This window comes from Sphingosinicella sp. YJ22, from assembly GCF_011320075.1.
Taxonomy (GTDB): Bacteria; Pseudomonadota; Alphaproteobacteria; order Sphingomonadales; family Sphingomonadaceae; genus Allosphingosinicella.
This window is the reverse complement of the sequence record NZ_JAANPA010000010.1, coordinates 23059-46179: the sequence shown is the minus strand read 5'-3', so window position 1 is coordinate 46179 and position 23121 is coordinate 23059. Positions and strand designations below refer to the sequence as shown.

The 23121-nt window shown below is 68.2% G+C and carries 26 protein-coding genes; 14 read left to right on the top strand and 12 right to left on the bottom strand.

The window, feature by feature from the left end:
- Positions 1 to 4 precede the first annotated feature (4 nt).
- The 4 genes from G7B71_RS05550 to eno all read right to left on the bottom strand — a co-directional run bounded on the left by G7B71_RS05550 (position 5) and on the right by eno (position 4268).
- On the bottom strand, positions 5 to 1420 hold the full coding sequence (locus G7B71_RS05550; protein ID WP_166038712.1) for a pyruvate dehydrogenase complex E1 component subunit beta: 1416 nt from the start codon (positions 1418 to 1420) through the stop codon (positions 5 to 7).
- Positions 1420 to 2472 carry a pyruvate dehydrogenase (acetyl-transferring) E1 component subunit alpha gene (gene pdhA, locus G7B71_RS05545; protein WP_166038710.1) on the bottom strand — a complete coding sequence of 351 codons (1053 nt, stop codon included), beginning with the start codon at positions 2470 to 2472 and terminating at the stop codon, positions 1420 to 1422. The genes G7B71_RS05550 and pdhA overlap by 1 nt, the downstream gene beginning before the upstream one ends.
- A gap of 105 nt (positions 2473 to 2577) precedes the next feature.
- Positions 2578 to 2889, bottom strand: coding sequence for a septum formation initiator family protein (locus tag G7B71_RS05540; RefSeq protein ID WP_166038708.1), 312 nt, complete (start codon positions 2887 to 2889; stop codon positions 2578 to 2580).
- Between the two features lie 104 nt (positions 2890 to 2993).
- Positions 2994 to 4268, bottom strand: coding sequence for a phosphopyruvate hydratase (gene eno / locus G7B71_RS05535; protein WP_166038706.1), 1275 nt, complete (start codon positions 4266 to 4268; stop codon positions 2994 to 2996).
- A gap of 179 nt (positions 4269 to 4447) precedes the next feature.
- On the opposite strand from eno, the gene G7B71_RS05530 reads away from it, so the two are divergent.
- The 5 genes from G7B71_RS05530 to G7B71_RS05510 all read left to right on the top strand — a co-directional run bounded on the left by G7B71_RS05530 (position 4448) and on the right by G7B71_RS05510 (position 6580).
- Complete coding sequence (locus G7B71_RS05530) at positions 4448 to 5098, top strand: hypothetical protein (protein WP_166038704.1); 651 nt, start codon at positions 4448 to 4450, stop codon at positions 5096 to 5098.
- Entirely contained in the window at positions 5091 to 5492 is a 402-nt protein-coding gene (locus G7B71_RS05525) for a phage holin family protein (protein WP_166038702.1), read from the top strand. Before G7B71_RS05530 ends, G7B71_RS05525 begins: the two co-directional genes overlap by 8 nt.
- Positions 5489 to 5911, top strand: a complete 423-nt coding sequence (locus tag G7B71_RS05520; RefSeq protein WP_166038700.1) for a DUF3618 domain-containing protein — start codon at positions 5489 to 5491, stop codon at positions 5909 to 5911. The genes G7B71_RS05525 and G7B71_RS05520 overlap by 4 nt, the downstream gene beginning before the upstream one ends.
- 3 nt (positions 5912 to 5914) lie before the next feature.
- Entirely contained in the window at positions 5915 to 6277 is a 363-nt protein-coding gene (locus tag G7B71_RS05515) for a hypothetical protein (RefSeq protein ID WP_166038698.1), read from the top strand.
- A 78-nt stretch (positions 6278 to 6355) separates the two neighbouring features.
- Positions 6356 to 6580 (top strand): DUF4170 domain-containing protein, encoded by a 225-nt coding sequence (locus G7B71_RS05510; protein ID WP_166038696.1) that lies wholly within the window; start codon positions 6356 to 6358, stop codon positions 6578 to 6580.
- Here the strand turns inward: G7B71_RS05510 and G7B71_RS15825 are convergent.
- The 3 genes from G7B71_RS15825 to G7B71_RS05495 form a co-directional block, all read right to left on the bottom strand.
- Positions 6577 to 6876, bottom strand: coding sequence for a Smr/MutS family protein (locus tag G7B71_RS15825; protein ID WP_347708440.1), 300 nt, complete (start codon positions 6874 to 6876; stop codon positions 6577 to 6579). The genes G7B71_RS05510 and G7B71_RS15825 overlap by 4 nt on opposite strands.
- A gap of 217 nt (positions 6877 to 7093) precedes the next feature.
- A complete protein-coding gene (locus tag G7B71_RS05500; RefSeq protein ID WP_166038692.1) occupies positions 7094 to 8350 on the bottom strand; it encodes a murein transglycosylase A in 1257 nt (418 codons plus the stop codon).
- Positions 8351 to 8423: 73 nt separating this feature from the next.
- Positions 8424 to 9074, bottom strand: coding sequence for a Tim44/TimA family putative adaptor protein (locus G7B71_RS05495; RefSeq protein ID WP_166038690.1), 651 nt, complete (start codon positions 9072 to 9074; stop codon positions 8424 to 8426).
- 194 nt (positions 9075 to 9268) lie between these two features.
- On the opposite strand from G7B71_RS05495, the gene secB reads away from it, so the two are divergent.
- The 4 genes from secB to G7B71_RS05475 all read left to right on the top strand — a co-directional run bounded on the left by secB (position 9269) and on the right by G7B71_RS05475 (position 13188).
- Positions 9269 to 9790, top strand: coding sequence for a protein-export chaperone SecB (gene secB / locus G7B71_RS05490; protein ID WP_166038688.1), 522 nt, complete (start codon positions 9269 to 9271; stop codon positions 9788 to 9790).
- A 31-nt stretch (positions 9791 to 9821) separates the two neighbouring features.
- A complete protein-coding gene (murJ, locus tag G7B71_RS05485; protein WP_166038685.1) occupies positions 9822 to 11438 on the top strand; it encodes a murein biosynthesis integral membrane protein MurJ in 1617 nt (538 codons plus the stop codon).
- Position 11439: 1 nt separating this feature from the next.
- On the top strand, positions 11440 to 12438 hold the full coding sequence (gene trpS / locus G7B71_RS05480) for a tryptophan--tRNA ligase (protein ID WP_166038683.1): 999 nt from the start codon (positions 11440 to 11442) through the stop codon (positions 12436 to 12438).
- Between the two features lie 87 nt (positions 12439 to 12525).
- Positions 12526 to 13188: a DUF4136 domain-containing protein gene (locus G7B71_RS05475; protein WP_166038681.1), complete on the top strand. Its 663-nt coding sequence runs from the start codon at positions 12526 to 12528 to the stop codon at positions 13186 to 13188.
- 78 nt (positions 13189 to 13266) lie between these two features.
- Here the strand turns inward: G7B71_RS05475 and G7B71_RS05470 are convergent, their stop codons facing one another.
- The 4 genes from G7B71_RS05470 to mutM form a co-directional block, all read right to left on the bottom strand.
- Entirely contained in the window at positions 13267 to 13668 is a 402-nt protein-coding gene (locus G7B71_RS05470; protein ID WP_166038679.1) for a VOC family protein, read from the bottom strand.
- 431 nt (positions 13669 to 14099) lie between these two features.
- On the bottom strand, positions 14100 to 15473 hold the full coding sequence (dnaA, locus tag G7B71_RS05465) for a chromosomal replication initiator protein DnaA (protein ID WP_166038678.1): 1374 nt from the start codon (positions 15471 to 15473) through the stop codon (positions 14100 to 14102).
- A gap of 448 nt (positions 15474 to 15921) precedes the next feature.
- A complete protein-coding gene (gene rpsT / locus G7B71_RS05460; RefSeq protein ID WP_166038676.1) occupies positions 15922 to 16185 on the bottom strand; it encodes a 30S ribosomal protein S20 in 264 nt (87 codons plus the stop codon).
- Positions 16186 to 16291: 106 nt separating this feature from the next.
- Entirely contained in the window at positions 16292 to 17104 is an 813-nt protein-coding gene (gene mutM / locus G7B71_RS05455) for a bifunctional DNA-formamidopyrimidine glycosylase/DNA-(apurinic or apyrimidinic site) lyase (RefSeq protein WP_166038674.1), read from the bottom strand.
- Between the two features lie 59 nt (positions 17105 to 17163).
- On the opposite strand from mutM, the gene G7B71_RS05450 reads away from it, so the two are divergent.
- The 5 genes from G7B71_RS05450 (at position 17164) to G7B71_RS05430 (ending at position 21898) form a co-directional block, all read left to right on the top strand.
- Positions 17164 to 17892 (top strand): class I SAM-dependent methyltransferase, encoded by a 729-nt coding sequence (locus tag G7B71_RS05450; protein WP_166038672.1) that lies wholly within the window; start codon positions 17164 to 17166, stop codon positions 17890 to 17892.
- Positions 17893 to 17905: 13 nt separating this feature from the next.
- Entirely contained in the window at positions 17906 to 19438 is a 1533-nt protein-coding gene (ubiB, locus tag G7B71_RS05445; RefSeq protein WP_166038671.1) for a 2-polyprenylphenol 6-hydroxylase, read from the top strand.
- A 4-nt stretch (positions 19439 to 19442) separates the two neighbouring features.
- Positions 19443 to 20627, top strand: a complete 1185-nt coding sequence (coaBC, locus tag G7B71_RS05440) for a bifunctional phosphopantothenoylcysteine decarboxylase/phosphopantothenate--cysteine ligase CoaBC (protein ID WP_166038669.1) — start codon at positions 19443 to 19445, stop codon at positions 20625 to 20627.
- Positions 20628 to 20699: 72 nt separating this feature from the next.
- Positions 20700 to 21137, top strand: a complete 438-nt coding sequence (dut, locus tag G7B71_RS05435) for a dUTP diphosphatase (protein ID WP_166038667.1) — start codon at positions 20700 to 20702, stop codon at positions 21135 to 21137.
- Positions 21137 to 21898, top strand: coding sequence for a HesA/MoeB/ThiF family protein (locus G7B71_RS05430; protein ID WP_166038770.1), 762 nt, complete (start codon positions 21137 to 21139; stop codon positions 21896 to 21898). The genes dut and G7B71_RS05430 overlap by 1 nt, the downstream gene beginning before the upstream one ends.
- Here G7B71_RS05430 and G7B71_RS05425 read toward each other — a convergent pair.
- Positions 21891 to 23120, bottom strand: coding sequence for an FAD-dependent oxidoreductase (locus tag G7B71_RS05425; RefSeq protein ID WP_166038665.1), 1230 nt, complete (start codon positions 23118 to 23120; stop codon positions 21891 to 21893). The two genes, G7B71_RS05430 and G7B71_RS05425, sit on opposite strands and share 8 nt — an antisense overlap.
- Position 23121: the final 1 nt, after the last annotated feature.

Here is a 23121-nt window from a genome sequence, read left to right as displayed (position 1 = left end):
TGGATCAGCGGTACGTGACCTTTTTGGCCGCCTCGACCACATCCGCCGCCTTGATCAGCGCCAGCTTCTCGAGGTTCGCGGCATAAGGCAGCGGCACGTCCTCGTTGGTCACGCGAAGCACCGGCGCGTCGAGGTCGTCGAAGCCTTCCTCCATCGCGATCGCCATGATCTCCGAGGAGATCGAGCAAACCGGCCAGCCTTCCTCGACCACGACCATTCGGTTGGTCTTGGCGAGGCTCTTGAGCACCGTCGCCTTGTCGAGCGGGCGAAGCGTGCGCAGGTCGACGACTTCCGCGTCGATGCCCTGCTCGGCGAGCTGGTTGGCCGCGTCCAGGGCGACTCCGACCCCGATCGAGTAGCTGACCAGAGTCACGTCCTTGCCCTCGCGCGCGACCCGCGCCTTGCCGATCGGAAGGACATAGTCGTCGAGCTTGGGGACGTCGAAGCTCTGCCCGTAAAGCAGCTCGTTCTCGAGGAACACGACCGGGTCCTGGCTTCGGATCGCCGCCTTCAGAAGGCCCTTGGCGTCGGCCGCGCCGTAGGGCGCAATGACGATGAGGCCGGGCACGTTGGCGTACCAGGGACCGTAATTCTGGCTGTGCTGGGCGCCGACGCGGCTCGCGGCGCCGTTGGGGCCGCGGAACACGATCGGGCAGCGCATCTGGCCGCCGGACATATAGTTGGTCTTAGCCGCCGAGTTGATGATGTGGTCGATCGCCTGCATGGCGAAGTTGAACGTCATGAACTCGATGATCGGCCGCAGGCCGCCCATCGCCGCGCCGGTGCCGACGCCGGCAAAGCCATATTCGGTGATCGGCGTGTCGATGACTCGCTTGTCGCCGAACTCGTCGAGAAGGCCCTGGGTGACCTTGTAGGCGCCCTGATATTCGGCGACCTCCTCGCCCATCACGAAGACGCGCTCGTCCTTGCGCATCTCCTCGGCCATGGCGTCGCGGAGCGCCTCGCGAAGGGTCTGGCGGACGGTTTCGGTCCCCTCCGGAACTTCCGGCGGTTCCGGCGCGCGCTCGGCGGCGGCGACCAGCTGGTAGGCGCCCGAGTCCTTCGGCGTCTGCGCCTCGTTGCCGGGAACGGGCTCGGTCTTTTGGTCCGCTGGCAGCTCGATCGGCTTGGCCTTGGCCGCCGGCGCAGGCGCAGCGGACTCGGCGGAGACGTCCTCGCCGTCGGCGGCGAGGATCGCGATGACGGTGCCGACCTTCACCTCGTCGGTGCCTTCGGGAACGAGGATCTTGGCGACCTTGCCTTCGTCGACCGCTTCGAACTCCATCGTCGCCTTGTCGGTCTCGATCTCGGCGAGGATGGTCCCGGAGGTGACCTCGTCGCCTTCCTTGACCAGCCACTTGGCGAGGGTGCCCTCCTCCATCGTCGGGGAGAGCGCGGGCATCTTCAGTTCGATCGGCATCAGTAAGTCTCGACCAGGACGTCGGTGTAAAGCTCGCTCGGCTCAGGCTCGGGCGACTGCTCGGCGAAATCGGCGGACTCCGCGACGATCGCGCGGATCTCCTTGTCGAGCTGCTTGAGCTCGTCCTCGCTGACCCCGAGCTTCTCGAGGTCGCGCTTGGCCGCCTCGATCGGGTCCGACTTCTCGCGCACCGCCTGCACTTCCTCGCGCGACCGGTATTTGGCCGGATCGGACATGGAATGGCCGCGATAACGATAGGTCTTCAATTCCATCAGTACCGGGCCCTTGCCGCTGCGCACCCAGTCGACGACCGTCTCGGCTGCGCCGCGCACCGCGAGCACGTCCATGCCGTCGACCTGAATGCCGGGGATTCGGAAGCTCTCGCCGCGCTTGTAGAGCTGGTCCTCGGCCGACGCGCGGTTAACGCTCGTGCCCATGGCATATTGGTTGTTCTCGATCACGAAGATGATCGGCAGGTTCCAGAGCTGGGCCATGTTGAAGCTCTCATAGACCTGGCCCTGATTGGCGGCGCCGTCGCCGAAATAAGCGAGGCAGATGCCGCCGTCGCCAGAATATTTGTGGCCGAAGGCGAGGCCGGTGCCGAGGCTGACCTGGGCGCCGACGATGCCGTGGCCGCCATAGAATTTATGCTCGGTCGAGAACATGTGCATCGACCCGCCCTTGCCGCGCGAGATGCCCGCCTCGCGGCCGGTGAGCTCGGCCATGATGACCTTGGGATCGATGCCGTAGGCGAGCATGTGGCCATGGTCGCGATAGCCGGTGATGACGCTGTCATGGCCGGGCTTCATCGCCGACTGGAGGCCGACCGCGACCGCTTCCTGGCCGATATAGAGGTGGCAGAAGCCGCCGATCAGGCCGAGGCCGTAGAGCTGGCCCGCGCGCTCTTCGAAGCGGCGGATGAGCAGCATCTGGCGGTAGAATTCGAGAAGCTCCTCCTTGGTCGCCTCGTAGCGCTTGGGCTCGGGCGGACGCTCGCGGTTGGGAGTGGGGGGAGCGGCGGCGGACGCGCGCTTGGTTGCTGCTTTGGCCATGCGGGAGTGGCCTCCTCTCTCTATGCTGCGGCAAGTTTGGCGGCTCTATGGCCGCAAACGCAGGGGGGTGCAACGGGCGGCGATCCACCCTCCCCGCGGGGCCGATCAGTCGAGGGGAACCACGACCTCGTCGGAGCGCACCACGCCGAGCTCGCGCCGGGTCATCTCCTCGGCGAGGTCGGGATCGGTGCGGCTAGGGTCGAGCAGCTGGGCGCGGTGAGCGAGCCGGGCATGCTCCTGCTGCAACCGCGCCAGCTCGGTCTGGCGCTCGGTCTTGGCGGCGCGATATTCGCCCCACGACATGACGCCATTGTCGCCGATCACCGCCGCGCCGAGGAAATAGGCGATGATGATCAACGCGAACGCGGGACCCGCGGCGCGGCGCATCAAGGCGACAGGTTTCTGGGCGGCAGGCATTAACCACTCTAGAATCAGGAAAAGTCGCGCGAATCAACTGGTCCGCGCGAATTTTTCTCAAACAGCGGGACGAAGCGGCCCGCCGGCGAGTCGAACGGTCCGTCTCAGCCGAAACAATCGCGCCCGGCGTATATCGCTGCGGCGCCCAGCTCCTCCTCGATGCGGAGCAGCTGGTTGTACTTGGCGAGCCGGTCGGAGCGGGCGAGCGAGCCGGTCTTGATCTGCCCGCAATTGGTCGCGACGGCGAGGTCCGCGATGGTCGTGTCCTCGGTCTCGCCCGAGCGGTGCGACATCACCGACGTATAGGCGGCGCGGTGCGCCATGTTCACCGCCTCGAGGGTCTCGGTCAGCGTGCCGATCTGGTTGACCTTGATGAGGATCGAGTTGGCGAGGCCTTCCGCGATGCCGTCCATCAGTCGCGCCGGATTGGTCACGAACAGATCGTCGCCGACGAGCTGGACGGCGTCGCCGATCCGCTCGGTGAGCAGGGCCCAGCCGGTGCGGTCGTCCTCGCCCATGCCGTCCTCGATCGAGCGGATCGGATAGGCCGAGGCGAGCTGGGCGAGATAGTCGACCATCTCCTCGGAGCTGTAGCGCCGCCCCTCGCCTTCAAGGACATAGGCGCCGTCCTTGAAATATTCGGTCGCGGCGCAATCGAGCGCGAGCACGACGTCGTCGCCGGGCTTGTAGCCGGCGCCCTCGATCGAGCGCATGATGAGGTCGAGCGCTTCCCTGGGAGAGCCGATGTTGGGCGCGAAGCCGCCCTCGTCGCCGACCGAGGTCGACAGGCCGGCAGCCTTGAGATTGGCCTTGAGGGTATGGAAGATCTCGGCGCCGCAGCGCAGCGCCTCGGAGAAGCTCTCCGCGCCGACCGGCATGACCATGAATTCCTGGAAGTCGATCGGGTTGTCGGCATGGGCGCCGCCATTCAGGATGTTCATCATCGGCACCGGCAGGGTGCGCGCCGAGACTCCGCCGACATAGCGGTAGAGCGGCAGCCCGCGGGCGTCGGCGGCCGCCTTGGCGGTGGCGAGCGACACGCCGAGAATGGCGTTGGCGCCGAGCCGCATCTTGTTGTCGGTGCCGTCGGCCTCGATCATCAGCTCGTCGATCTCGACCTGGTCCTCGGCCTCGTTGCTTATGACGAGCTGGGCGAGCTCGGAATTGACGCTCTCGACCGCCTGGTCGACGCCCTTGCCGAGCCAGCGCGCCTTGTCGCCGTCGCGCTTCTCGACCGCCTCGTAGGCGCCGGTCGACGCACCCGAGGGGACCGCGGCGCGGCCCATGCTGCCGTCCTCGAGCAGCACTTCGACCTCGACCGTGGGCTGGCCGCGGCTGTCCAAAATCTGGCGCGCATGAACATCGATGATCGCGGTCATTGTTTCATCCCCGTTATGACTTATCTGGAGGTTGGGAGCAGCTTTGGCCGGCGGCTTATCGGCCGCCCCGCGGCGACGCAACTTTCGCGTCGGCGGCGGAACGGGAAGCCGCCGGCATGTGTTCTCGCGGTGAGGCCAGGACATCTGGCGCCAGCGTCAATTTCGTGAGGGAGATCAACATGCCGCCTCGGGATCCGAGCCTGCCGGAAGGCACCGACAAGATCATCGACACCAATGCCATCGGCACCGGCAGCGGCGCCACCGGCGGCGGCTCCGGGAAGCCGGCCGGCGGCGGGACGACGTCCGGCAAGACGGCCGATACGAAAGGCGGCGGCAGCGGCGGATCGGCCTTCACCTTCGAGAAGAGCGGCGACGGCGACGGCCGCGGCGCGGTCAGCAAGACCGCCGACACCATCGTCAACCAGCTCAAGGAGCAGGTCAGCTCGGTGCGCGGCACCGCGACCGACCGCGCCCGCACCATGGCCGACGACGGCAAACGCCAGGCGAGCGATTTCCTCCAGACCGTCGCCGAGATCATCCAGGACGCCGCCGGCTCGGTCGAGAAGAAACTCGGCAGCCAATATTCCGGCTATGGAAGCCGCGCCGCCGACGGCGTCAATTCGCTGGCGCGCAAATTGAACGAGCGCAGCGTCGACGACCTGATCGAAGACGCCCGCGACTTCGTCCAGCGCAGCCCTGCCGTCGCGATCGGAATCGCCGCAGTGGTCGGCTTCGCCGTCGCCCGAGTCATCCGCGCCGGCATCGACGACGCGCGCGGCGGAACGACCGACGCGGGCGGCACCGGCAGCAACGGGACCGGCGGTGCTTAAACGCGTCGACGCGACCCCGCCGGACATCGCGCCGGGCGACGAGTCGATCGGCGAGCTGTTCAGCCGGCTCGTCGAGGACGGCCGCGCTTATGCCCGGGCCGAGCTCGACCTCGTCCGGCAGATCGCTCGGCATCGCGCGGCCAAGGCCAAGACGGGCGCGATCCTGCTCGGCGTAGGAATCACCTTGCTGCTGTGCTCGCTGACTGCGCTGGTCCTCGCGCTGGTGCTCGGCCTCGCCACCCTGATCGGGCCGTTCGGCGCCGGCATGGCGGTGTTCCTCGTCCTCGCTGCCGCCGGCGGCCTGCTCGCGCGGGCCGGCGCCAAGGGCCTCGCGGCGCTCGGCGGCGACGAGGAGGAGAAAGCTGCGCTCGCCAAGGCGGAGCAATTGCCATGACCGCCGAGGCCCCCGAAACCATCGTCCAGGCCAAGCGCAACGCGGCGCGGGCGCGGGCGCGAGTCGACACCGACGTGGCCGCGCTCCAGCACCGGCTCCATCCGCGCACCATCGCCGACACCGCGATCGACTCGGTCCGCGACAAGAAGGACCAGGCGGTCGGCGCGGCGCGAAAACGCCCGGCGATCACCGCCGTCGCCGGCGGCGCCGTCGCACTCCTCGTCCTGCGCAAGCCGCTCAAGGGCCTGTACCGGCTCGTCGGCCGCCGGCTGCGCAAGGGCGACGACACCGACGACGACAGGGCCGAACCGCGCCGCAAGGAGAATGGCGCCGCCCCCGACAGCGTCTCGCCGCCCCCCGACGACCTCATCCCCCATGCGGCGATCCCCCGCGCCGCCACCAAAGCCAAGCAGGAGTAAGCCATGGCGACGACAACCAACAATTCCGCCAACACGGATGCCCGAGCCGGGGCGCGCGAGCGCACCACCGCAGCCTATGAATCCACGCGCGACGCGGCGCGGCGGGCCGGCCAGTCGATCACCGGCAACCCGGCGGCCGCAGTGGCCGGCGGCTTCCTGGTCGGAGCGCTCGTCGGAGCGCTGGTGCCGGCGACCCGCAAGGAGCGCGACGCGCTTCAGCCGCTCGGCCACAAGCTCAGCGGGCAGGCCCGCGACGCCGCCCGCAAGGCGGCCGGGGCAAGCCGCGACAAGATGGACCAGCTGACCGGCCAGGTCGTGAACAAGGTCGGCAGCGCCGTCGTCGACGCGGTCGCGGCCAAGGATTAAGGGAGCTCAACCTTGCGGAGTGGCGCGGACCTCGCCTAACCGGCGCGCAACGCCATTCCGCAAGGACCTCTCGGAACCATGAGCAAGCTTCACCTCGTCTTCGGCGGGCGCGTCCGCGACCCGCAGGGGCTCGACTTCGTCGACCTCAACCAGATCCATCTCGTCGGAGTCTATCCGAACTATGCCGAGGCCGTGGACGCGTGGCGCGCCAACGCGCAGCGCACCGTCGACGACGCCGAGATGAAATATGTCGTCGTCCACCTCCACCGACTGCTCGAGCCCGAGCTGGGCGAGAAGGCCTAAGGCCGCTTCCTTCTGAGCACGATGTACAGCGCGCCCGAGCCGCCATGGCGCGGGTGGGCGCCCCTCACCGCGGCGATGTCGCCGGCGTGGCGCGAGGCGGCGAGCCAGTCCCCGACCGCGGCGCGAATGGCGCCCCGCCCCACCGGCCGGCGATCGTCGGTCGGCGGCTTGCCGGTCACCAGTAGAAGGACTCGTGCGCCGTGGCCAATCGCGCGCTCGAGTTGCCGGTCCAGCAGGTCGTAGGCGGTCGCGAGATTGTGGCCGTGGAGGTCGACCGTCGCGTCGGGCTGAACCAAGCCGCGCGACAGCCGCTTGTCCCAGCCGCCATCGAGCGTGACCCCGGGGACCGGACGAGGCGCCGATTTTGGCTCCTTCGCCGGAGCGGCTGATGGGCGCGGAACCGCTCGGCGTGCGGGAACGGCTGGCAGCGCAGGAGCGGCTTCAGGCGCGGCCGCCGCTCTCCGGTGCAGCGGCTTCACCGAAGCGACCACCTTTTCCCAAAGCGCGCGCTCCTCAGGGTTGAGTCGCCGCATCCCGCCTGCTCAGCCGCTCGAGGGTGCCGCGCGGCAGCAGCAGCAACGACCGCCCGCGTGCCTGCATCGGCCCAGCGATCGCTTCCGCCTCGGGCCCTGCGCCCCAGAAGGTGTCGAAGCGGTTGGCGCCGCGGATCGCCCCGCCGGTATCCTGGGCCACCCACAGGCCGTCGGCGCGCGGCTCGCTCATCCGCATCAGGAGCACCGGCGCACCGTAGGTGACGTAAACCGGGTCGACGGCCACGGTGCCGCGCGGCGTAACCGGAAGGCCGAGCGATCCGAGCGGGCCGGGGCCGGTCAGCACGCGGAAGAAGACGTAGCTCGGATTCTCGCGCATCAGCAGCTGGCCCTCGCCGGGATTGGCGCGAAGCCAGGCCTGGATGGTCTGAAGGCTGATCTGGACTGGCGGCAGCAGGTTGCGCTCGCGCATCAGCCGGCCGAGCGCGACATAGGCATGGCCGTTCTGCTGGGCATAGCCGAGCCGGATCACCTCGCCGTCGGGCGTGCGCAGCCGGCCCGAGCCCTGGATCTGGAGAAAGAACAGGTCGACCGGATCGGCCGCCCAGGCGATCTCCAGCCCGCGCCCCGCGAGCGCGCCTTCCTCGATCTCGGTGCGGCTGAAATAGGGACCGTAGCTGCCGTCCGGCATGACCCGGCCGCGGCCGCGCTCGCCCGTGCGCGGATCGGCGAGGAGAAGATCGGCGGGGACCCCGTAGATCGGCGTTTCGCAGCCCGGCTGGCGCGTGCGACAGCCGCGGATCTCGGGCTCGTAATAGCCGGTCGCGAAGGCGTTGCCGTCGCCGACCTCGACCGTTTCGAACCAGGAATTGAAGAAAGTCACCGAGTCGCTGTCCGCCCAGTTCCGCGCGGCGGCGCAGGCACTGGTCCAGTCGCTGGGCCGGGTCAGGCCGGTCCGGTCCTCGCGGCGGGTGACGGTCGAGCAACTGACCCTGAAGGTGGCGAGGCCGCGCGCGGCCTGCGTCGGAGCCAGGTTGAGGCTGGCGACGGTCGGACCCGGCCGGAGCCCTGCCTCGACGGCCATCTGGGGCGATCGCCCTTCGATGGCAGGCACCGAGGGCAAGGGCGCGCGCTGGAGCGTCGGCGGAGTCGTGGGCTGCGGAGTCACCGGCGCCGGCCTGGCCGGCTGGGGAGCCGGCTGGCGCGGCGGCGGAACGGCTCGCGTGGCGCAGGCGGACAAGCCGAGGACAACGGCGGCGAGGATGAGGGAACGCAGCATCCGACCGGGTTAGCGGCCTAAGCAGGCGGTCGGAAGCTCAAAACTCCCCGCTTCTTGCGGGTCGCGCGGAGAATTACTCGCCGGCTTCGTCGGTCTCGACAAGCAGCCAGTTGGGATCGTCGCTCTTGAGGTCGCGGCGGAAGGTCCAGATGTCGTGGGTCGACACCGCATCGGTCAGCGACCCGGCGACCACTTCGCCTTCCGCATCGCGGGTGACCGCGGCGACATAGGCGTCGAAACGCACCTCGATGGTGGCGACGCGGCTCTCGACGCTGGCATTCTCGATCGCCGTCCGCTCGACCGCGATCAGGCGGTTGTCGAGGCGGTGGCCGGCGGCGTCGCGCTCCGTGATCGCCTCCTCGAAGGCGGCGCGGACCTCGTCGCCGACCAGCTCGGCCAGCGTTTCGCGGTCGCCCTTCCAGAACGCCTCGAGGATCATCCGGTAGGCGGCCTGGGCGCCGTCGAGGAATCGGGCGGTGTCGAAGCTCGGATCGGCGGCGATCAGCGAGCGCAAGGCGGCGGCGGTGCTCTTATCGAGCGTGATTCCGCTCGGCTCCGTCACCGGCTGGGGCTCCGCGGTCGGCACCGCGGCTTCCGGCTTGGCCGCCGGCTGCGGCGGGGCCACCGGCTGCTGTTCGTGACCGGTGCGCTGGCCAAGCACGGCATAGAGCCGCAGGCCCACGAAAAGGGCCACCATGGCGAGCAACACGATCTCGACGGTCAAAACCAAATACTCCTTCGCGGGCGAAACACCTACATAAGCCCGTTGGGTCCCTCTTTCAAATCAGGATGTCGGGCGCAAGGCCGGCGGCGGCGTTGCGTCGCCCTTTGCGGGCTGCTAGTCGCCCGCACAATCCTCGCCACGGCCGGACGCCGCGGCCTTTTCTCTCAGACAAGTGACTGGAAGGTTTGAAATCGATGGCCGAAGATCAGGGCGCTCCGCAGACCGACGGACAGGCAGGCGACGTCAACGGAAACGCGCCGCAGGTCGGCATCCTTGCCCAATATGTGAAGGACCTGTCGTTCGAGAATCCGAGCGCCCCGGCCGTGTTCCAGTGGCAGGGCCAGCCGCAGATGGACGTCCAGGTCAATATCGGCGCGCAGGCCGTCGGCAACGACGTCCACGAAGTTCAGCTCAAGATCGACGTGGCCGCCAACACCGAGCAGGGCACCGCCTTCCGCGCAGAGCTGCTCTATGCCGGTCTGTTCGCGCTTCGCAACGTGCCGGCCGAGCAGATCCAGCCGTTCCTGCTCGCCGAAGGCCCGCGCCTGCTCTTCCCGTTCGCGCGCCAGATCATCGCCGACGTGGTGACCAATGGCGGCTTCCCGCCGCTGCTGCTCGACCCGATCGACTTCGGCGCGCTCTACATGCAGCGCGCCGCCCAGGCCCAGGCCGAGGCAACCGGCGGCCAGGCCGGCGAGGTGACCGGGCAGGCCTGATCGGCCGGCCGGTCCCGGGGAGCGGCTCCACATGAATCTCGTCAAGGCGATCGGGACGATCGGCGGGCTGACCATGGTCAGCCGCGTGCTCGGCTTCGCGCGCGACATGATCGGCAGCCGAATCCTCGGCGCCAGCCACGCCAACGACGCGTTCAACGTCGCCTTCACGCTGCCCAACATCTTCCGTCGCCTGTTCGGCGAGGGCGCCTTCGCGTCGGGCTTCGTGCCGCTGTTCAGCCGCCGCCTCGCGTCCGGCGGCCATACCGACGCCCAGCAATTCTCGAACGAGATCCTCGCGGTGTTCATGCCGACCTTGCTGGTCGTCACCGCGATCTTCGAGATCGTCATGCCGGGTTTCCTGTGGCTGATCGTGTCCGATTATGGCGACACGCCGGGCAAGTTCGAGCTGGCGGTCGAGCTCACCCGCTGGACCTTCCCCTACCTCCTGTTCATCAGCCTGGTCGCCCTGCTGTCGGGCGTGCTCAATTCGCTGACCCGCTTCGCGGTCGCAGCCTTCGCCCCTGCCCTGCTCAACATCGCGCTGATCATCGCCCTGCTCCTCGCGCCTGGCGGCGACAGCCCCGCGGAACAGGCGACGACGGTTCGGCTGATGGCGATCGCGGTGCTGCTCGGTGGCATCGCCCAGTTCGGCCTGTGCTGGTATGCCGTGCGCAAGGCCGGCATCCACCTGCATTTCGGCCGGCCGCGCCTGACCCCGGCGGTGAAGGAGCTGATCGTCCTGATCCTGCCCGCGACGGTGGCGGCGGGCGTCTACCAGATCAGCCAGCTCTTCTACACCTTCTTCGCCTCGCGGCTCGGCGAGGGGGCGCTGACCAATCTCGGCTATGCCGACCGCCTCAACCAGCTGCCTCTGTCGATCATCGGAACGGCGCTCGGCACCGCCATCCTGCCGACGATCAGCCGCTCGATCGAGCGCAAAGACGAGGCCGGCGCCGCCGATACCCAGGCCCGCGCCTTCGACCTCGCCATGCTGCTGACCCTGCCGGCGACGCTGGCGCTGTCGGTCACCGCCTTTCCGATCATCGCGGCGCTGTTCCAGGGCGGCAACTACACGGTCGACAACGCGGTCATCACCGGCAACATCCTGTCGATCCTGGTGCTCGGCCTGCCCGCCTATGTGCTGGTCAAGGTGCTCACCCCCGGCTTCTACGCCCGCAAGGACGTCAAGACCCCGGTGTGGATCGCCATGTCGATCCTCGGCGCCAGCGTCGTCGCCAACTTCCTGCTCATTCCGGTGATGGGCATTTACAGCCTCGCCACCGTCACCTCGGCGGGCGCCTGGCTCAATTTCCTGCTGCTGTTCGCGATCCTCGCCGCGCGCGGCCATTTCACGATGCCGGGCTGGCTGGTGGCGCGGGTCGCCAAGCAGCTGATCGCCACGGCGGCGATGGGCGCGGCGTTGTTCTTCCTGCAGCGCTACCTCGGCGACCTCCTGCTCGGAAGCGGGGGCTGGGGCGACGCGGGCAAGTCCTTTGGCCGGTTCATCGGTGTCGGAATCCTCGTCGGCATCGGCGGCGTACTCTATTTCGGGATCGCCTGGTTCATCGGCGGAATCGACCGCGGCGACATCAAGACCCTGTTCCGGCGCGCGAAGCCGGAAGAAGCGCCGCTTTCGGAAGGCAACTGACATGCGCATCGTGTCCGGCATCCAACCGACCGGCAATCTCCACCTCGGCAATTATATCGGCGCGATCCGGCGCTGGGCGGCGATGCAGGACGAGGCGGAGTGCTTCTACTTCCTCGCCGATCTCCACGCGATCACCGTCTATGTGAGCCCGGACGAGCTGCGCTCCAACGTGCGCGAGATGGCCGGCGCCCTGCTCGCCTGCGGCATCGATCCCGAGCGCTCGGTGCTATTCAATCACGCGCGGGTGGCCGCCCATGCCGAAATGGCCTGGCTGCTGTCCTGTGTCGCCCGAATCGGCTGGCTCAACCGGATGACCCAGTTCAAGGAGAAATCGGGCAAGAACCGCGAGGGGGTCAGCGTCGGCCTGTACAGCTACCCGATCCTCCAGGCCGCCGACGTGCTGCTCTACCAGGCGACCCACGTCCCGGTCGGCGAGGACCAGAAGCAGCATGTCGAGCTGATCCGCGACATCGCGACCAAGTTCCACAACGATTATGGCCAGGAGGTCTTCACCCTGCCCGACGCCCACATCGGCGAGACCGGAGCGCGGATCATGAGCCTTCGCGACGGCACCGCCAAGATGAGCAAGTCGGACCCGTCCGACATGAGCCGGATCAACCTGATCGACGACAGCGACACCGTCGCCCAGAAGATCCGCAAGGCCAAGACCGACGCCGAACCGCTGCCCGACAGCTTCGACGCGCTCGACGGCCGTCCTGAAGCGCGGAACCTCGTCACCATCTACGCGGCGCTGAGCGACCGAACGCCGCAATCGGTGGTCGAGGAGCATTCCGGCCAGGGCTTCGGCGCGTTCAAGCCGAAGCTCGCCGAGCTGCTCGTCGAGACTCTTCGGCCGATCGCCGCGCGGCTCAACGACTATCGCGCCCATCCCGACGCCGTCGACTCGGTGCTCGAGCGCGGCGCCGAGCGCGCGGCGGCCGTCGCGGCGCCGACATTATCGGCTGCTTACAAGGCGATGGGCCTCTTCGCCCGGCATTAACACCCGGTTCACGTACAGCCGTTGTTCAGCCTGCTTGTGAGAGGTAAGCTGTTCAAACTCAAAGGCGAATCGTGGAAGGGTAAATCCATGCTGCTCAAGAAGATGGCCCTGGGCCTGGCGGCGCCAGTTGCGCTGCTCGGGCTGGCGGGCTGCGCGACCGGCTTTCCGGCACAGGTGCAACGGTTCCAGGCGCTCCCCGCCCCGCAGGGACAGACTTTCATCATCCAGGCCGCGGACGCGGAGAATCGCGGCGGCCTCGAATTCGGCCGCTATGCCGGCCTGGTGCGCCAGCACCTCATCCAGCAGGGCTTCACCGAGGCCGGCCCGGGTCAGGGCGCGTCGCTGATCGTCACGCTCGACTATGGCGTCGACAACGGCCGCGAGCGCATCGTGTCCAGCCCGGGCTTCGGCTATTCGGGCTTTTACCGGCCGCGCTTCTCGCGGTTCGGCTATTTCGGCGGGCGCCGCCACCCCTTCTACTGGGGCTGGCACGACCCGTTCTGGGGCGACCCGTTCGGCCATGACGTGCGCAGCTATACGGTCTACACCAGCTTCCTCGACATGGACATTCGCCGCGCCGGCGACGGCCAGGCGGTGTTCGAAGGGCTGGCCCAGGCGCAATCGCGCACCGACGACCTGCCGGTGCTCGTTCCGAACCTGATCGAGGCCATGTTCACGGGTTTCCCGGGCAACAATGGCGAGCGGGTGCGGATCACCGTTCCGGACGGTCCGCGCGCACCGCGGTACTAAATTGGCTCGTCCCGGCTTCCGCCGGGCGGTAAGCGGCATGGAGAGAGGCGGCGTCCCCGGGGCGTCGCCTCTTTCGTGTCAGCGCTTGCTCGGCGCGCCGATGGACCAGCGCACGCCGAACGGATCCTCGAGCTGGCCGTAGCGGTCGCCCCAGAACTGATCGCCGATCGGCATGACCACCGCGCAGCCGGCACCGACGGCGCGGTTCCACCAGGTGTCGGCATCGTCGACCTGAAGGTGCATCACGTAATTGGGCGACGGCGTGCGGCTCATGCCGAACTCGTCGAAGATGTCGTTGAGCATCAGCGTGCCGCCGTTGATGGCGAGGTGGGCGTGCATCAGCCGCTTGCCGTCGTCATGATAATGTTTGGCGAGCTCCTCGGCCGCGAACGCCTTCTTGTAGAAATCGATCGCGGCGTCCGCGCCTTCGACGCTGAGATGCGGAGTGACGCCGCCGACCGGCGATTGCTTCTCTGCCACCTACCCTGCTCCTCCCGACTCCCCCGTCCGGAATCTAGTCCGCTCCTGAACCTGCGGATAGTACGGTGCTCAGGCCTCTGATTTCACACGGGATTCTCGCGCAACCCTGAAGGGACATGCGCGTTATTGATGCAAATCAGCTGAGGAGGCGGTCATGGTGATGACGACTCCCCGGCGTTACATCATCGCAGTGGCGCCCCATGCCAATGCGGGGATCGGAGATGCACTTCGCAGGGCGTATGGTGAGCCTGAGCTGAGCAAACCGGTGACGATGTTCGAGCGATTGATCGCACGACTGGATCAGTGCCGAACGATGGACCGTCGGGATACCTGAAGGAGGGAGAGTGGCCAGGCCGCTCTCCCTTTTTCGTCAAAGTCCTGGTTGTCGCGGTCGCCGGGCCGGCGGGCGATGCCACCCACCTCGCAACCGCTTAGCCCTCGAGCTGGCGGGTCAGCAGGCGGATGTCGTTGTCCAGCTCGCTGTCCTGGGCCCGCAGCTTCTCGATTTGGCGCACCGCGTGGATCACCGTGGTGTGATCGCGCCCGCCGAAGCGGCGGCCGATCTCGGGCAGCGAGCGCGGGGTGAGCTGCTTGGACAGGTACATGGCGACCTGGCGCGGGCGCGCGACCTCGCGGGCGCGGCGGGCGCTGGTCATCTCCGCCTTGCGGATTCGGTAATGCTCAGAGACCTTGGTCTGGATCTCGTCGATCGAGACTCGGCGCTGGTTGGCGCGCAGGATGTTGGCGAGCACCTCGGCGACGAAGTCGATGTTGATCGGCCGATTCTGCATCACCGAATAAGCGGCGATGCGGTTGAGCGCGCCTTCCAGCTCGCGGACGTTGGAGCTGATCCGCCGCGCGAGGAAGCCGATCACGTCGTCCGGCACCTTCACGTCCGGAAGCGCTTCCAGCTTCTTGTGGATGATTGAGAGCCGGAGCTCGAGATCGGCGGCGTTGATGTCGGCGACCAGACCCCAGGACAGGCGCGAGAGGATGCGCGGCTCGATGCCGTCGAGGTCCTGCGGGGCGCGGTCCGACGAGATCACCAGCCGGCGGCCGGCCGAGATGATCTCGTTCATCGTGTGGAAAAACTCTTCCTGAGTCGATTCCTTGCCCGCGATGAACTGGACGTCGTCGATCATCAGCAGGTCGGCGGACCGCAGCTGCTGCTTGAACTGCAGGGTCTCGTTCGAGCGCAGGGCCGCGACGAACTCGACCATGAACTTCTCGGCCGACATGTAGATGATCTTCGCCCGCGGCCGCAGGCGGTGGAATTCGTGGCCGATCGCGTGAAGCAGGTGAGTCTTGCCGCGACCGGTGCCGCCGTGGAGGAACAGCGGGTTGAAGGCGACATTGTCGGCGGCGGCCAGCGTCTTGGCGGCGTTGAACGCGACTTCGTTGGCCTTGCCGACGACGAAATTCTCGAACCGGTAGCGCGGCTCGAGCGCGACCGAATAAGCGCACTTGGCCGGGCCGCGCTGATCGCGCTCCTGATGCGCTTCCGGCGCCGGGATCTGAACGATCGCGGCGGTCAGCGGCGCGGCCGGGCCGACTCCGATTCGGATTTCCTTCACCTCGGGCGCATGCGCGCGCCAGGCAAGGGCGAGCCGGTCGGCATGATGATTCTGGACCCAGTCGGCCATGAACTTGGACGGCAGATTCAAGAGCAGGGTGCCGGTGGCCGAATCGAAGCCGTTGAGCGCGATCGGCCGCAGCCAGGCGTCGAACATCCGGGCGCCGCAATCACGGCGGAGGTTGGCGCGAATCACCTCCCAAGCCTTCTGCATCTTGTCCGTCACGCTCATGTCCGTGTCCAACACAGCACCACTGGTCGCACTATTCGCCACCTATTCCCCCTCCTCGCGGGCGGCGCAAGCGCGCCGGCTCTCGGGCAAAGTCTTCCCCTTGCGGCGAAACGCTCTCGCGCAGCCGCTCCCGTCATGTCATTTTCGTTTTAGCCCGACCGGGAATCTCCGGCCCGGGGAGCCGTTGTAGGAACCCCGATTGATTCCCTGCAAGCCCGAAAACTGTCCCCGGTTCAAATAACGGGGATTGACATAGGATTCGTGCGGCTCTCCGCAGGGGGTATGGGATTTACGTTGTAAATCAGTGACTTACCGTGTTGCCAAACCGCGACATCGGCGTGAACCCGCAGAAATGCGCGAGTCGCAAAAGTGTAACATGCGTCATAATGAAAAACCCGCCGGCGCTGCTGGCGCCGACGGGTTTCGGAACGGGACGGAAATGAAGGGGTCAGCCGAGCGCGACGACCCGCTTGGTCAGGCGCGACAGCTTGCGGGCCGCGGTGTTCTTGTGAACAACGCCCTTGGCGACGCCGCGCGCCAGCTCCGGCTGGACCCGCTGCAGCGCCGTGCGCGCCGTATCCTTGTCGCCAGCCGCGAGCGCCGACTCGAGCTGCTTGATGAAGGTACGGATGCGGCTCACCCGCGCGCCATTGACGATCGCCCGGTTGGCGTTGCGACGGATGCGTTTACGTGCCTGCGGCGTGTTCGCCATGCTTCAAGTGCCTCTTCGAAATCTGAAAATCGCGGGGCGCAGCGCACCCGAACGAGCGGGCGCATCTAAGGGAGGGCGCCGCCAAGGTCAAGGGTGGCCGCGACCGTCATCGCTGACAGCGCGGACAATAGAAAGTGGAGCGGCCGCTGTCGGTCCGGCGGCGCACCGGCGACCCGCAGGCGCAGGCCTGTCCTTCCCGGCCATAGACCAGGAATTGCTTGGAGAAATAGCCGAGATTGCCGTCCGGACGGGCATAGTCGCGCAGGCTCGATCCGCCCGCCTCGATCGCGGCGACCAGTACCTCCTTCACCGCTTGGGCGAGCCGGTCGAGTCGAACGCGGGCGATCCGTCCCGCCTCCCGGCTCGGCGCGATCCCGGCCATGTGGAGCGCTTCGCAGACATAGATGTTGCCGAGGCCGGCGACGACTCGCTGATCGAGCAGAAGCGCTTTCACCGGTGCGATCCGGCCGTCGAAGGCGCGCGCGAGATAGGCGCCGTCGAAGCCGTCCGACAACGGCTCCGGTCCCATCGCGGCGAAAGGGGGATAGGCTGCGAGATCGCCGGTCGGCGCCAGGTCCACGAAGCCGAACCGGCGCGGATCGTTGAGCGCCAGCCGCCTCCCCTCCGCGGTGTCGATGACGAAATGGTCGTGGCGGCCGATCTCGGCCGGATCGATCCGCCAGCGCCCCGACATGCCGAGATGGAAGATGCAGGTGTCGCCGCGGTCGGTGTCGATCAGGCCATATTTTGCGCGCCGGCCAAGGCCGGTGACCCGCGCGCCGGTGAGCCGCTGGCGCAGGTCGGGGGGGAACGGCGCGCGCATGTCCGGGCGCCGAGTCTCGACGGAGACGAGTCGCTGGCCCTCGAGCACCGGCCGCAGACCGCGGACCGTGGTTTCGACTTCGGGAAGCTCAGGCAAGATTATGCCTTCAAACGGGGAGTGCACATCAACGCCCTCCCCTGCTAGAGCGCGCGCCCATGGACAAGGTGTCTTTCGGCCACGAGCAGGTGGCGCCCGAGGAAAAGACGGCCCGCGTGCGCGGCGTCTTCTCAAGCGTCGCGGGCAGCTACGACCTGATGAACGACCTCATGTCGGGCGGCCTTCACCGGCTTTGGAAGGACGATTTCGTCCGCCGCGTTCGGCCGCGCGCCGGCGAAGCGATCCTCGACATGGCCGGCGGCACTGGCGACATCGCCTTTCGAATGGCCAGCCGCGGCGCCGCGGTCACCGTCGCCGACATCAACCCCGAGATGCTCGCCGTCGGCATGGAACGCGCCAAGCGGCGCCGCATCGAGGGACTGGCCTGGGCAGAGCAGAATGCCGAGAAATTGAGCTTCGCCGACAGGAGCTTCGACGCCTACACGATCGCCTTCGGGATCCGGAACGTCACCCATATCGACCAGGCGTTGAAGGAAGCGCATCGCGTGATGAAGCGCGGCGGCCGCTTCTTCTGCCTCGAATTCTCGACCACGACCTGGCCGGGCTTCTCCGAAATCTACCGCAGCTATTCGCGCAACCTGGTGCCGCGGATCGGCCGGATCGTCGCCAAGGATTCCGACAGCTATCGCTACCTGATCGAGTCGATCGAGCGCTTCCCGGCCATGCCCGAATTCGCGCGGATGATCGGCGCCGCCGGCTTCGCCAACGTCAAGGCCGAGTCGATCCTCGGCGGCCTCGTCGCCATCCACAGCGGCTGGAAGCTGTGAGCCGCCCCGGCGCATGACCCAGCCGACCGTCCATCTGTTGCGGCTCCTCAAATGGGGCCGGGTGCTGGCGCGGCACGGGGTTCTGGCTCCGGTTGAGCGCGATCCAAGCACCCCGCGAGTCGTTCGTCGCATCGCCCGTCTCGCCCGCTTCGGCACCCGCGTCCCGGCCAAACCGGCTTATGCCGACGCGTTCGTCGCGGTCGGCCCGGCGGCAATCAAGTTCGGCCAGGCGCTGGCGACCCGCGCCGACCTGGTCGGCGAGCAGGCCGCGCTCGAGCTCCAGTTGCTTCAGGACCGGCTTCCGCCGGCGCCCTTCCCGCTCATCCGAGCTGCCGTCGAGCAGGCGCTCGGCAAACCGATCGAGGAGCTGTTCCTCGAATTCGACGAGGTGCCGGTCGGCGCCGCCTCGATTGCCCAGGTCCACCGCGCCATCACCACTGACGGTCGTCAGGTTGCGGTCAAGGTATTGCGCCCGGGCATCGAGGAAGAGTTCGAGAAGGCGATCGAGACCTATGAATGGGCCGCCGCCCAGGTCGAGGCGATGGGCGGCGAGGTCGCTCGGCTGCGCCCCCGCGCCACGATCGCGATGTTCAAGCAGTGGACGGCGCGCGAGCTGGACCTCAGGCGGGAGGCCGCCTCGGCCTCCGAGCTGCGCGAGAACATGCTGCCCGAGAGCGCGTTTCACGTTCCCGACATCGACTGGAGCCGAACCGCCCAGCGCGTCCTGACGCTCGAATGGATCGACGGCATCAAATTGACCGAGCGCGACGCTCTGATCGCCGCCGGCCATGATCTGCCGCAGCTCGCCCGGATCCTGGTCCGCGCCTTCCTTCGCCAGGCGGTGGTCGACGGATTCTTCCATGCCGACCTTCACCAGGGCAATCTGTTCGCGCTCGCCGACGGCCGCCTCGCCGCCGTCGACTTCGGAATCATGGGCCGGATCGACCGCCAGGCACGGCTGTGGCTCGCCGAGATCCTCTACGGCCTGATCACCGGCAATTACCGCCGGGTCGCCGAGATCCATTTCGAGGCGCAGTACGTCCCCGGCCACCACAATATCGACGAGTTCGTGACCGCTCTGCGCGCCGTCGGCGAGCCGATCCGCGGCCTTCCGGTCAAGGACATCTCGATCGGCCACATGCTCGAGGGCCTGTTCAAGATCACCCGCGACTTCGACATGCCGGTCCAGCCGCACCTGCTGCTCCTGCAGAAGACGATGGTGATGGAGGAAGGCGTCGCGACCAACCTCAATCCCGACATCAACATGTGGGAGACCGCCGCCCCGTTCATCGAGGAATGGGTGCGCAGCGAACTCGGCCCCGAGACGCGCGCCGCGGACGCGATCATCGAGCATGTGAAGACCTTCGCCAAGATCCCCGAGCTCATCCGCCGAATCGACTATTATTATCCGCCGCCCGGCGCCGCGCCGCCGCCGGTCCCGCTCCCCGAAGTCATGGTGATCCGCCCGTTCGGCTGGCTGCGCTACGCCGTCACCGCGCTGCTCGGCGCCGCGGCTGGCGTGGCGGGACTGTTAATCCTAACTTGAGCTCATGCAGGGCAAGCGCATCCTCCTGATCGTCGGCGGCGGAATCGCGGCCTACAAGGCGTGCGAGCTCGTCCGGCTGATCCGCAAGGCGGGCGCTTCGGTGCGCTGCGTGCTGACCGAGGGCGGGGCGCAGTTCGTGACGCCGATGACCCTCGCGGCCTTGTCCGAGCAGCCGGTCCACACCTCGCTGTGGGACCTCAAGGACGAGGCGGAGATGGGCCATATCCAGCTCAGCCGCGAGGCCGACCTGGTCGTGGTCTGCCCGGCGACGGCGGATCTCCTTTCGAAAATGGCCACGGGCGCGGCCGATGATCTCGCCTCTACCCTGCTGTTGGCGACCGACAAGAAAGTGCTCGCCTGCCCGGCGATGAACGTCCGGATGTGGCTTCATGCCGCGACGCAGCGCAACATCGAGCGGCTGCGCGGAGACGGAGTCACGGTGCTGGAGCCCGACGAGGGCGACATGGCCTGCGGTGAATATGGGCCGGGACGGCTGCCCGAGCCGGAGCGCATCCTTGAGGCCATCTCAGCGGCGCTCGGTGGATCGGGCGCGCTGTCGGGCAGGCATGTCGTCGTCACCGCCGGTCCGACCCACGAGCCGATCGACCCGGTGCGGGTCCTCGCCAACCGGTCGTCCGGCAAGCAGGGCTTCGCCATCGCCGAGGCGCTCGCCGGCATCGGCGCCCGAGTCACCCTGATCGCCGGCCCGGTCGCGCTCGCAACGCCCGCCGGCGTGGACCGCGTCGACGTCGAGACCGCGGCGCAGATGCAGGACGCGCTGCAAACGAGCCTCCCGGCCGATGCCGCGGTGATGGTCGCCGCGGTCGCCGATTGGCGGGTCGAGGCGTCGCCGCACAAGCTCAAGAAGCAGGACGGCGGGCTTTCCGGCCTGCGCTTCGTCGAGAATCCGGACCTGCTCGCGGAGCTCGGCGCCTCGCCCGAACGCCCGCGCCTGCTCATCGGCTTCGCCGCCGAGACGGAGGCGGTGGTGGATCATGCCCGTGCCAAGCTCGACCGCAAGGGCGCCGACTGGATCGTCGCCAACGACGTGTCGGGCGACGTGATGGGCGGCGACGACAATTGCGTCCATCTCGTCACGCGCAACGGCACGGAAAGCTGGGACCATATGTCCAAGGCCGCGGTCGCGCGCCAGCTCGCCGCCCGCATCGCCGAGGCGCTGCGCGACTGACGGAATCCCGTTTGCGGCGCCGGGACCGGGCCGCTACGCCGTCGATCCCATGTTAGAAGTCAGGGAGCGGCGATGATCGACATCCAACTGAAGCGGCTGGTCCATGGCGAGGGCCTGCCCCTTCCCGCTTATGCGACCGAGCATGCCGCGGGCCTGGACGTCGTCGCCGCCGAGGGCGTGACGCTGGCGCCCGGTGCGCGCCATGCCGTCGCCACCGGCTTCGCCATCGCCATCCCGCATGGCTACGAGGTCCAGGTCCGGCCGCGCTCCGGCCTGGCGCTCAAGCACGGCGTCACCTGCCTCAACACCCCCGGCACGATCGACAGCGACTATCGCGGCGAAGTGAAGGTCATCCTCGCCAACCTCGGCAGCGAGCCGTTCGAGGTCCGCCGCGGCGAGCGCATCGCCCAGCTCGTGCCCGCGCCGGTGCTTCAGGCGCGCTTCACCGAGATGGATGAGCTCGAAACGACGTCCCGCGGGACCGGCGGCTTCGGCTCGACCGGACGGTGATCGAGCTCAGCGACGCGCAGCTCGACCGCTACGCGCGGCACATCGTCCTCAAGGAGATTGGCGGCCACGGGCAGCAGAAGCTTCTCGCGGCGTCGGTCACCCTGATCGGCGCCGGCGGGATCGGGTCTCCGGCCATCCAATATCTCGCCGCCGCCGGGGTCGGCCGCCTGGCGGTGATCGACGACGACCAGGTCAGCCTCGACAATCTCCATCGCCAGATACTGTTCGGCACCCCCGATATCGGCCGGGCGAAAGCCGAGGCGGCGGGCGAGGCGGCGGCGCGGCTCAACCCGGACGTCGCGTTCGAGGCTCGGCGCGAGCGGCTGACGAAGGCCAATGTCGCGGCGCTGCTCGCCGGCGCCGGCGTGGTGATCGACGGCTCCGACAACTTCGCGACTCGGCTGGTGGTGTCGGACCATTGCACCGCGGCGCGCATTCCCCTGGTTTCGGCGGCGATCGGCCAGTTCCAGATCCAGATCGGCACGTTCCGCGGCTGGGAGCCGGATCGGCCCTGCTACCGCTGCTATGTTGGCGACGCGTTCGACGCCGACGATTGCGACAGCTGCTCGGAGCTCGGCGTGCTCGGGCCGGTCGCGGGCATGGGCGGCATCTTCGCGGCGCTGGAAGCGGTGCGAGCGATCACCGGCTTCGGCGAGTATCCGGGGGGCAAGCTCCACATGTTCGACGCTCTCAAGCCGGCGATGCGGACCTTGCGCATCGTCAAGGATCCCGCCTGCAAAGGCTGCGGCGGAATCAGCTGAGCGAGGCGATCGCCGCCTCGGCGGCTTCGACCCCGGTCGCGTAGGCGCCATGGGCGGTCGAGAAGTCGCTCGCCGAGCAGGCTTCGCCAGCAAAGAAGATGCGGTTTTCGACCGAGGCGGCGAGTCGGGCGCGGGCATCGGCCTTGCCCGGCAGGGCGTGGCTGTAGGAGCCGCCTAACAGCGGATCGGCGCCCCAGCGCGTTTCGGCGAGCGGGGTGAGGCGTCGGCGCGTGTCGCTGCCGAGCAGTCCGACCAGTTGCTGAATGGCAAAGTCGGCAGCGGCACCCTCGCCCTCAGTCTCCAGACTTCGCGCGCCGGCGCCCCCGAAGAAGCATTCGATCAGCGGACGGCCGAACGGGCGGAGGTAATAGCTGCCAGTCGCCGGGTCATGCGGGTCTCCGAGCAACTGGGTGTCCCGCTCGAAGGGCTCCGGGCGGTCGAGAAGCAGGAAGGCCTTGTTGGCGAGGCCGAGCGGCAGGTCGGCGGCAGCCTCGACCTTGTCGGGAAGCGGCGGGTCGAACCGCAGCCTCTCCTCAGCCAGCACATTGGTCGGCACCGCGACGATGACTCGGTCGGCGGTGACTGAACCCCAAGGTCCGGTCGCGCGCAGCGGCGTCGTTCGCCGGTCGATGGTGGTGACGGGTGCGGCGAGCCGGACCGGCAGGTCAGTGCCGGCGGCGGCGACCAGCGCGCCGTAGCCGTCGGGCAGGCGCCAGTTCACGTCGCTGTCGGCGTCCTCATAGGCAAGGTAGTCGGCGATCGAGAGGCAGCCGAGCTCGGCCCCGTTGATGTAGCCGCTCAGCGCCTCCAGCCACGCGTTCCAGCGACAGCCCGGCTCGAGGGCATCGGCGGCGCGGTCGCTGGGCGGGGCCTCTTCGCGAAGGCGTTTATCGAAGGCCTCGAAGGCGGCGAGCGCGTCGCGTTGCTCGGTCCCGGAGAAGCCGATCTCCTGCCACTGCTCACGCCAGGCGGGCGGGGTCCTGTCGATCGGCCATCCCTCGGCTTCGGCGAGCCTGGCCCAGGGATTGCGGTCGGCGGAGTGCAGCCAGCCGCAGCCGAGGTCGAGCTTCATGCCCGCGAGGCTCGTGGTGAACGCGCGGCCGCCGAGGCGGTCGCCGGCTTCGAGCAGGAGGACCGAGTGGCGGCCGCCGGCGAGGCGGCGGGCCGCGGCGATTCCGGCCGCTCCACCGCCGACGATCAGGATGTCGACATGGCCGGGCATG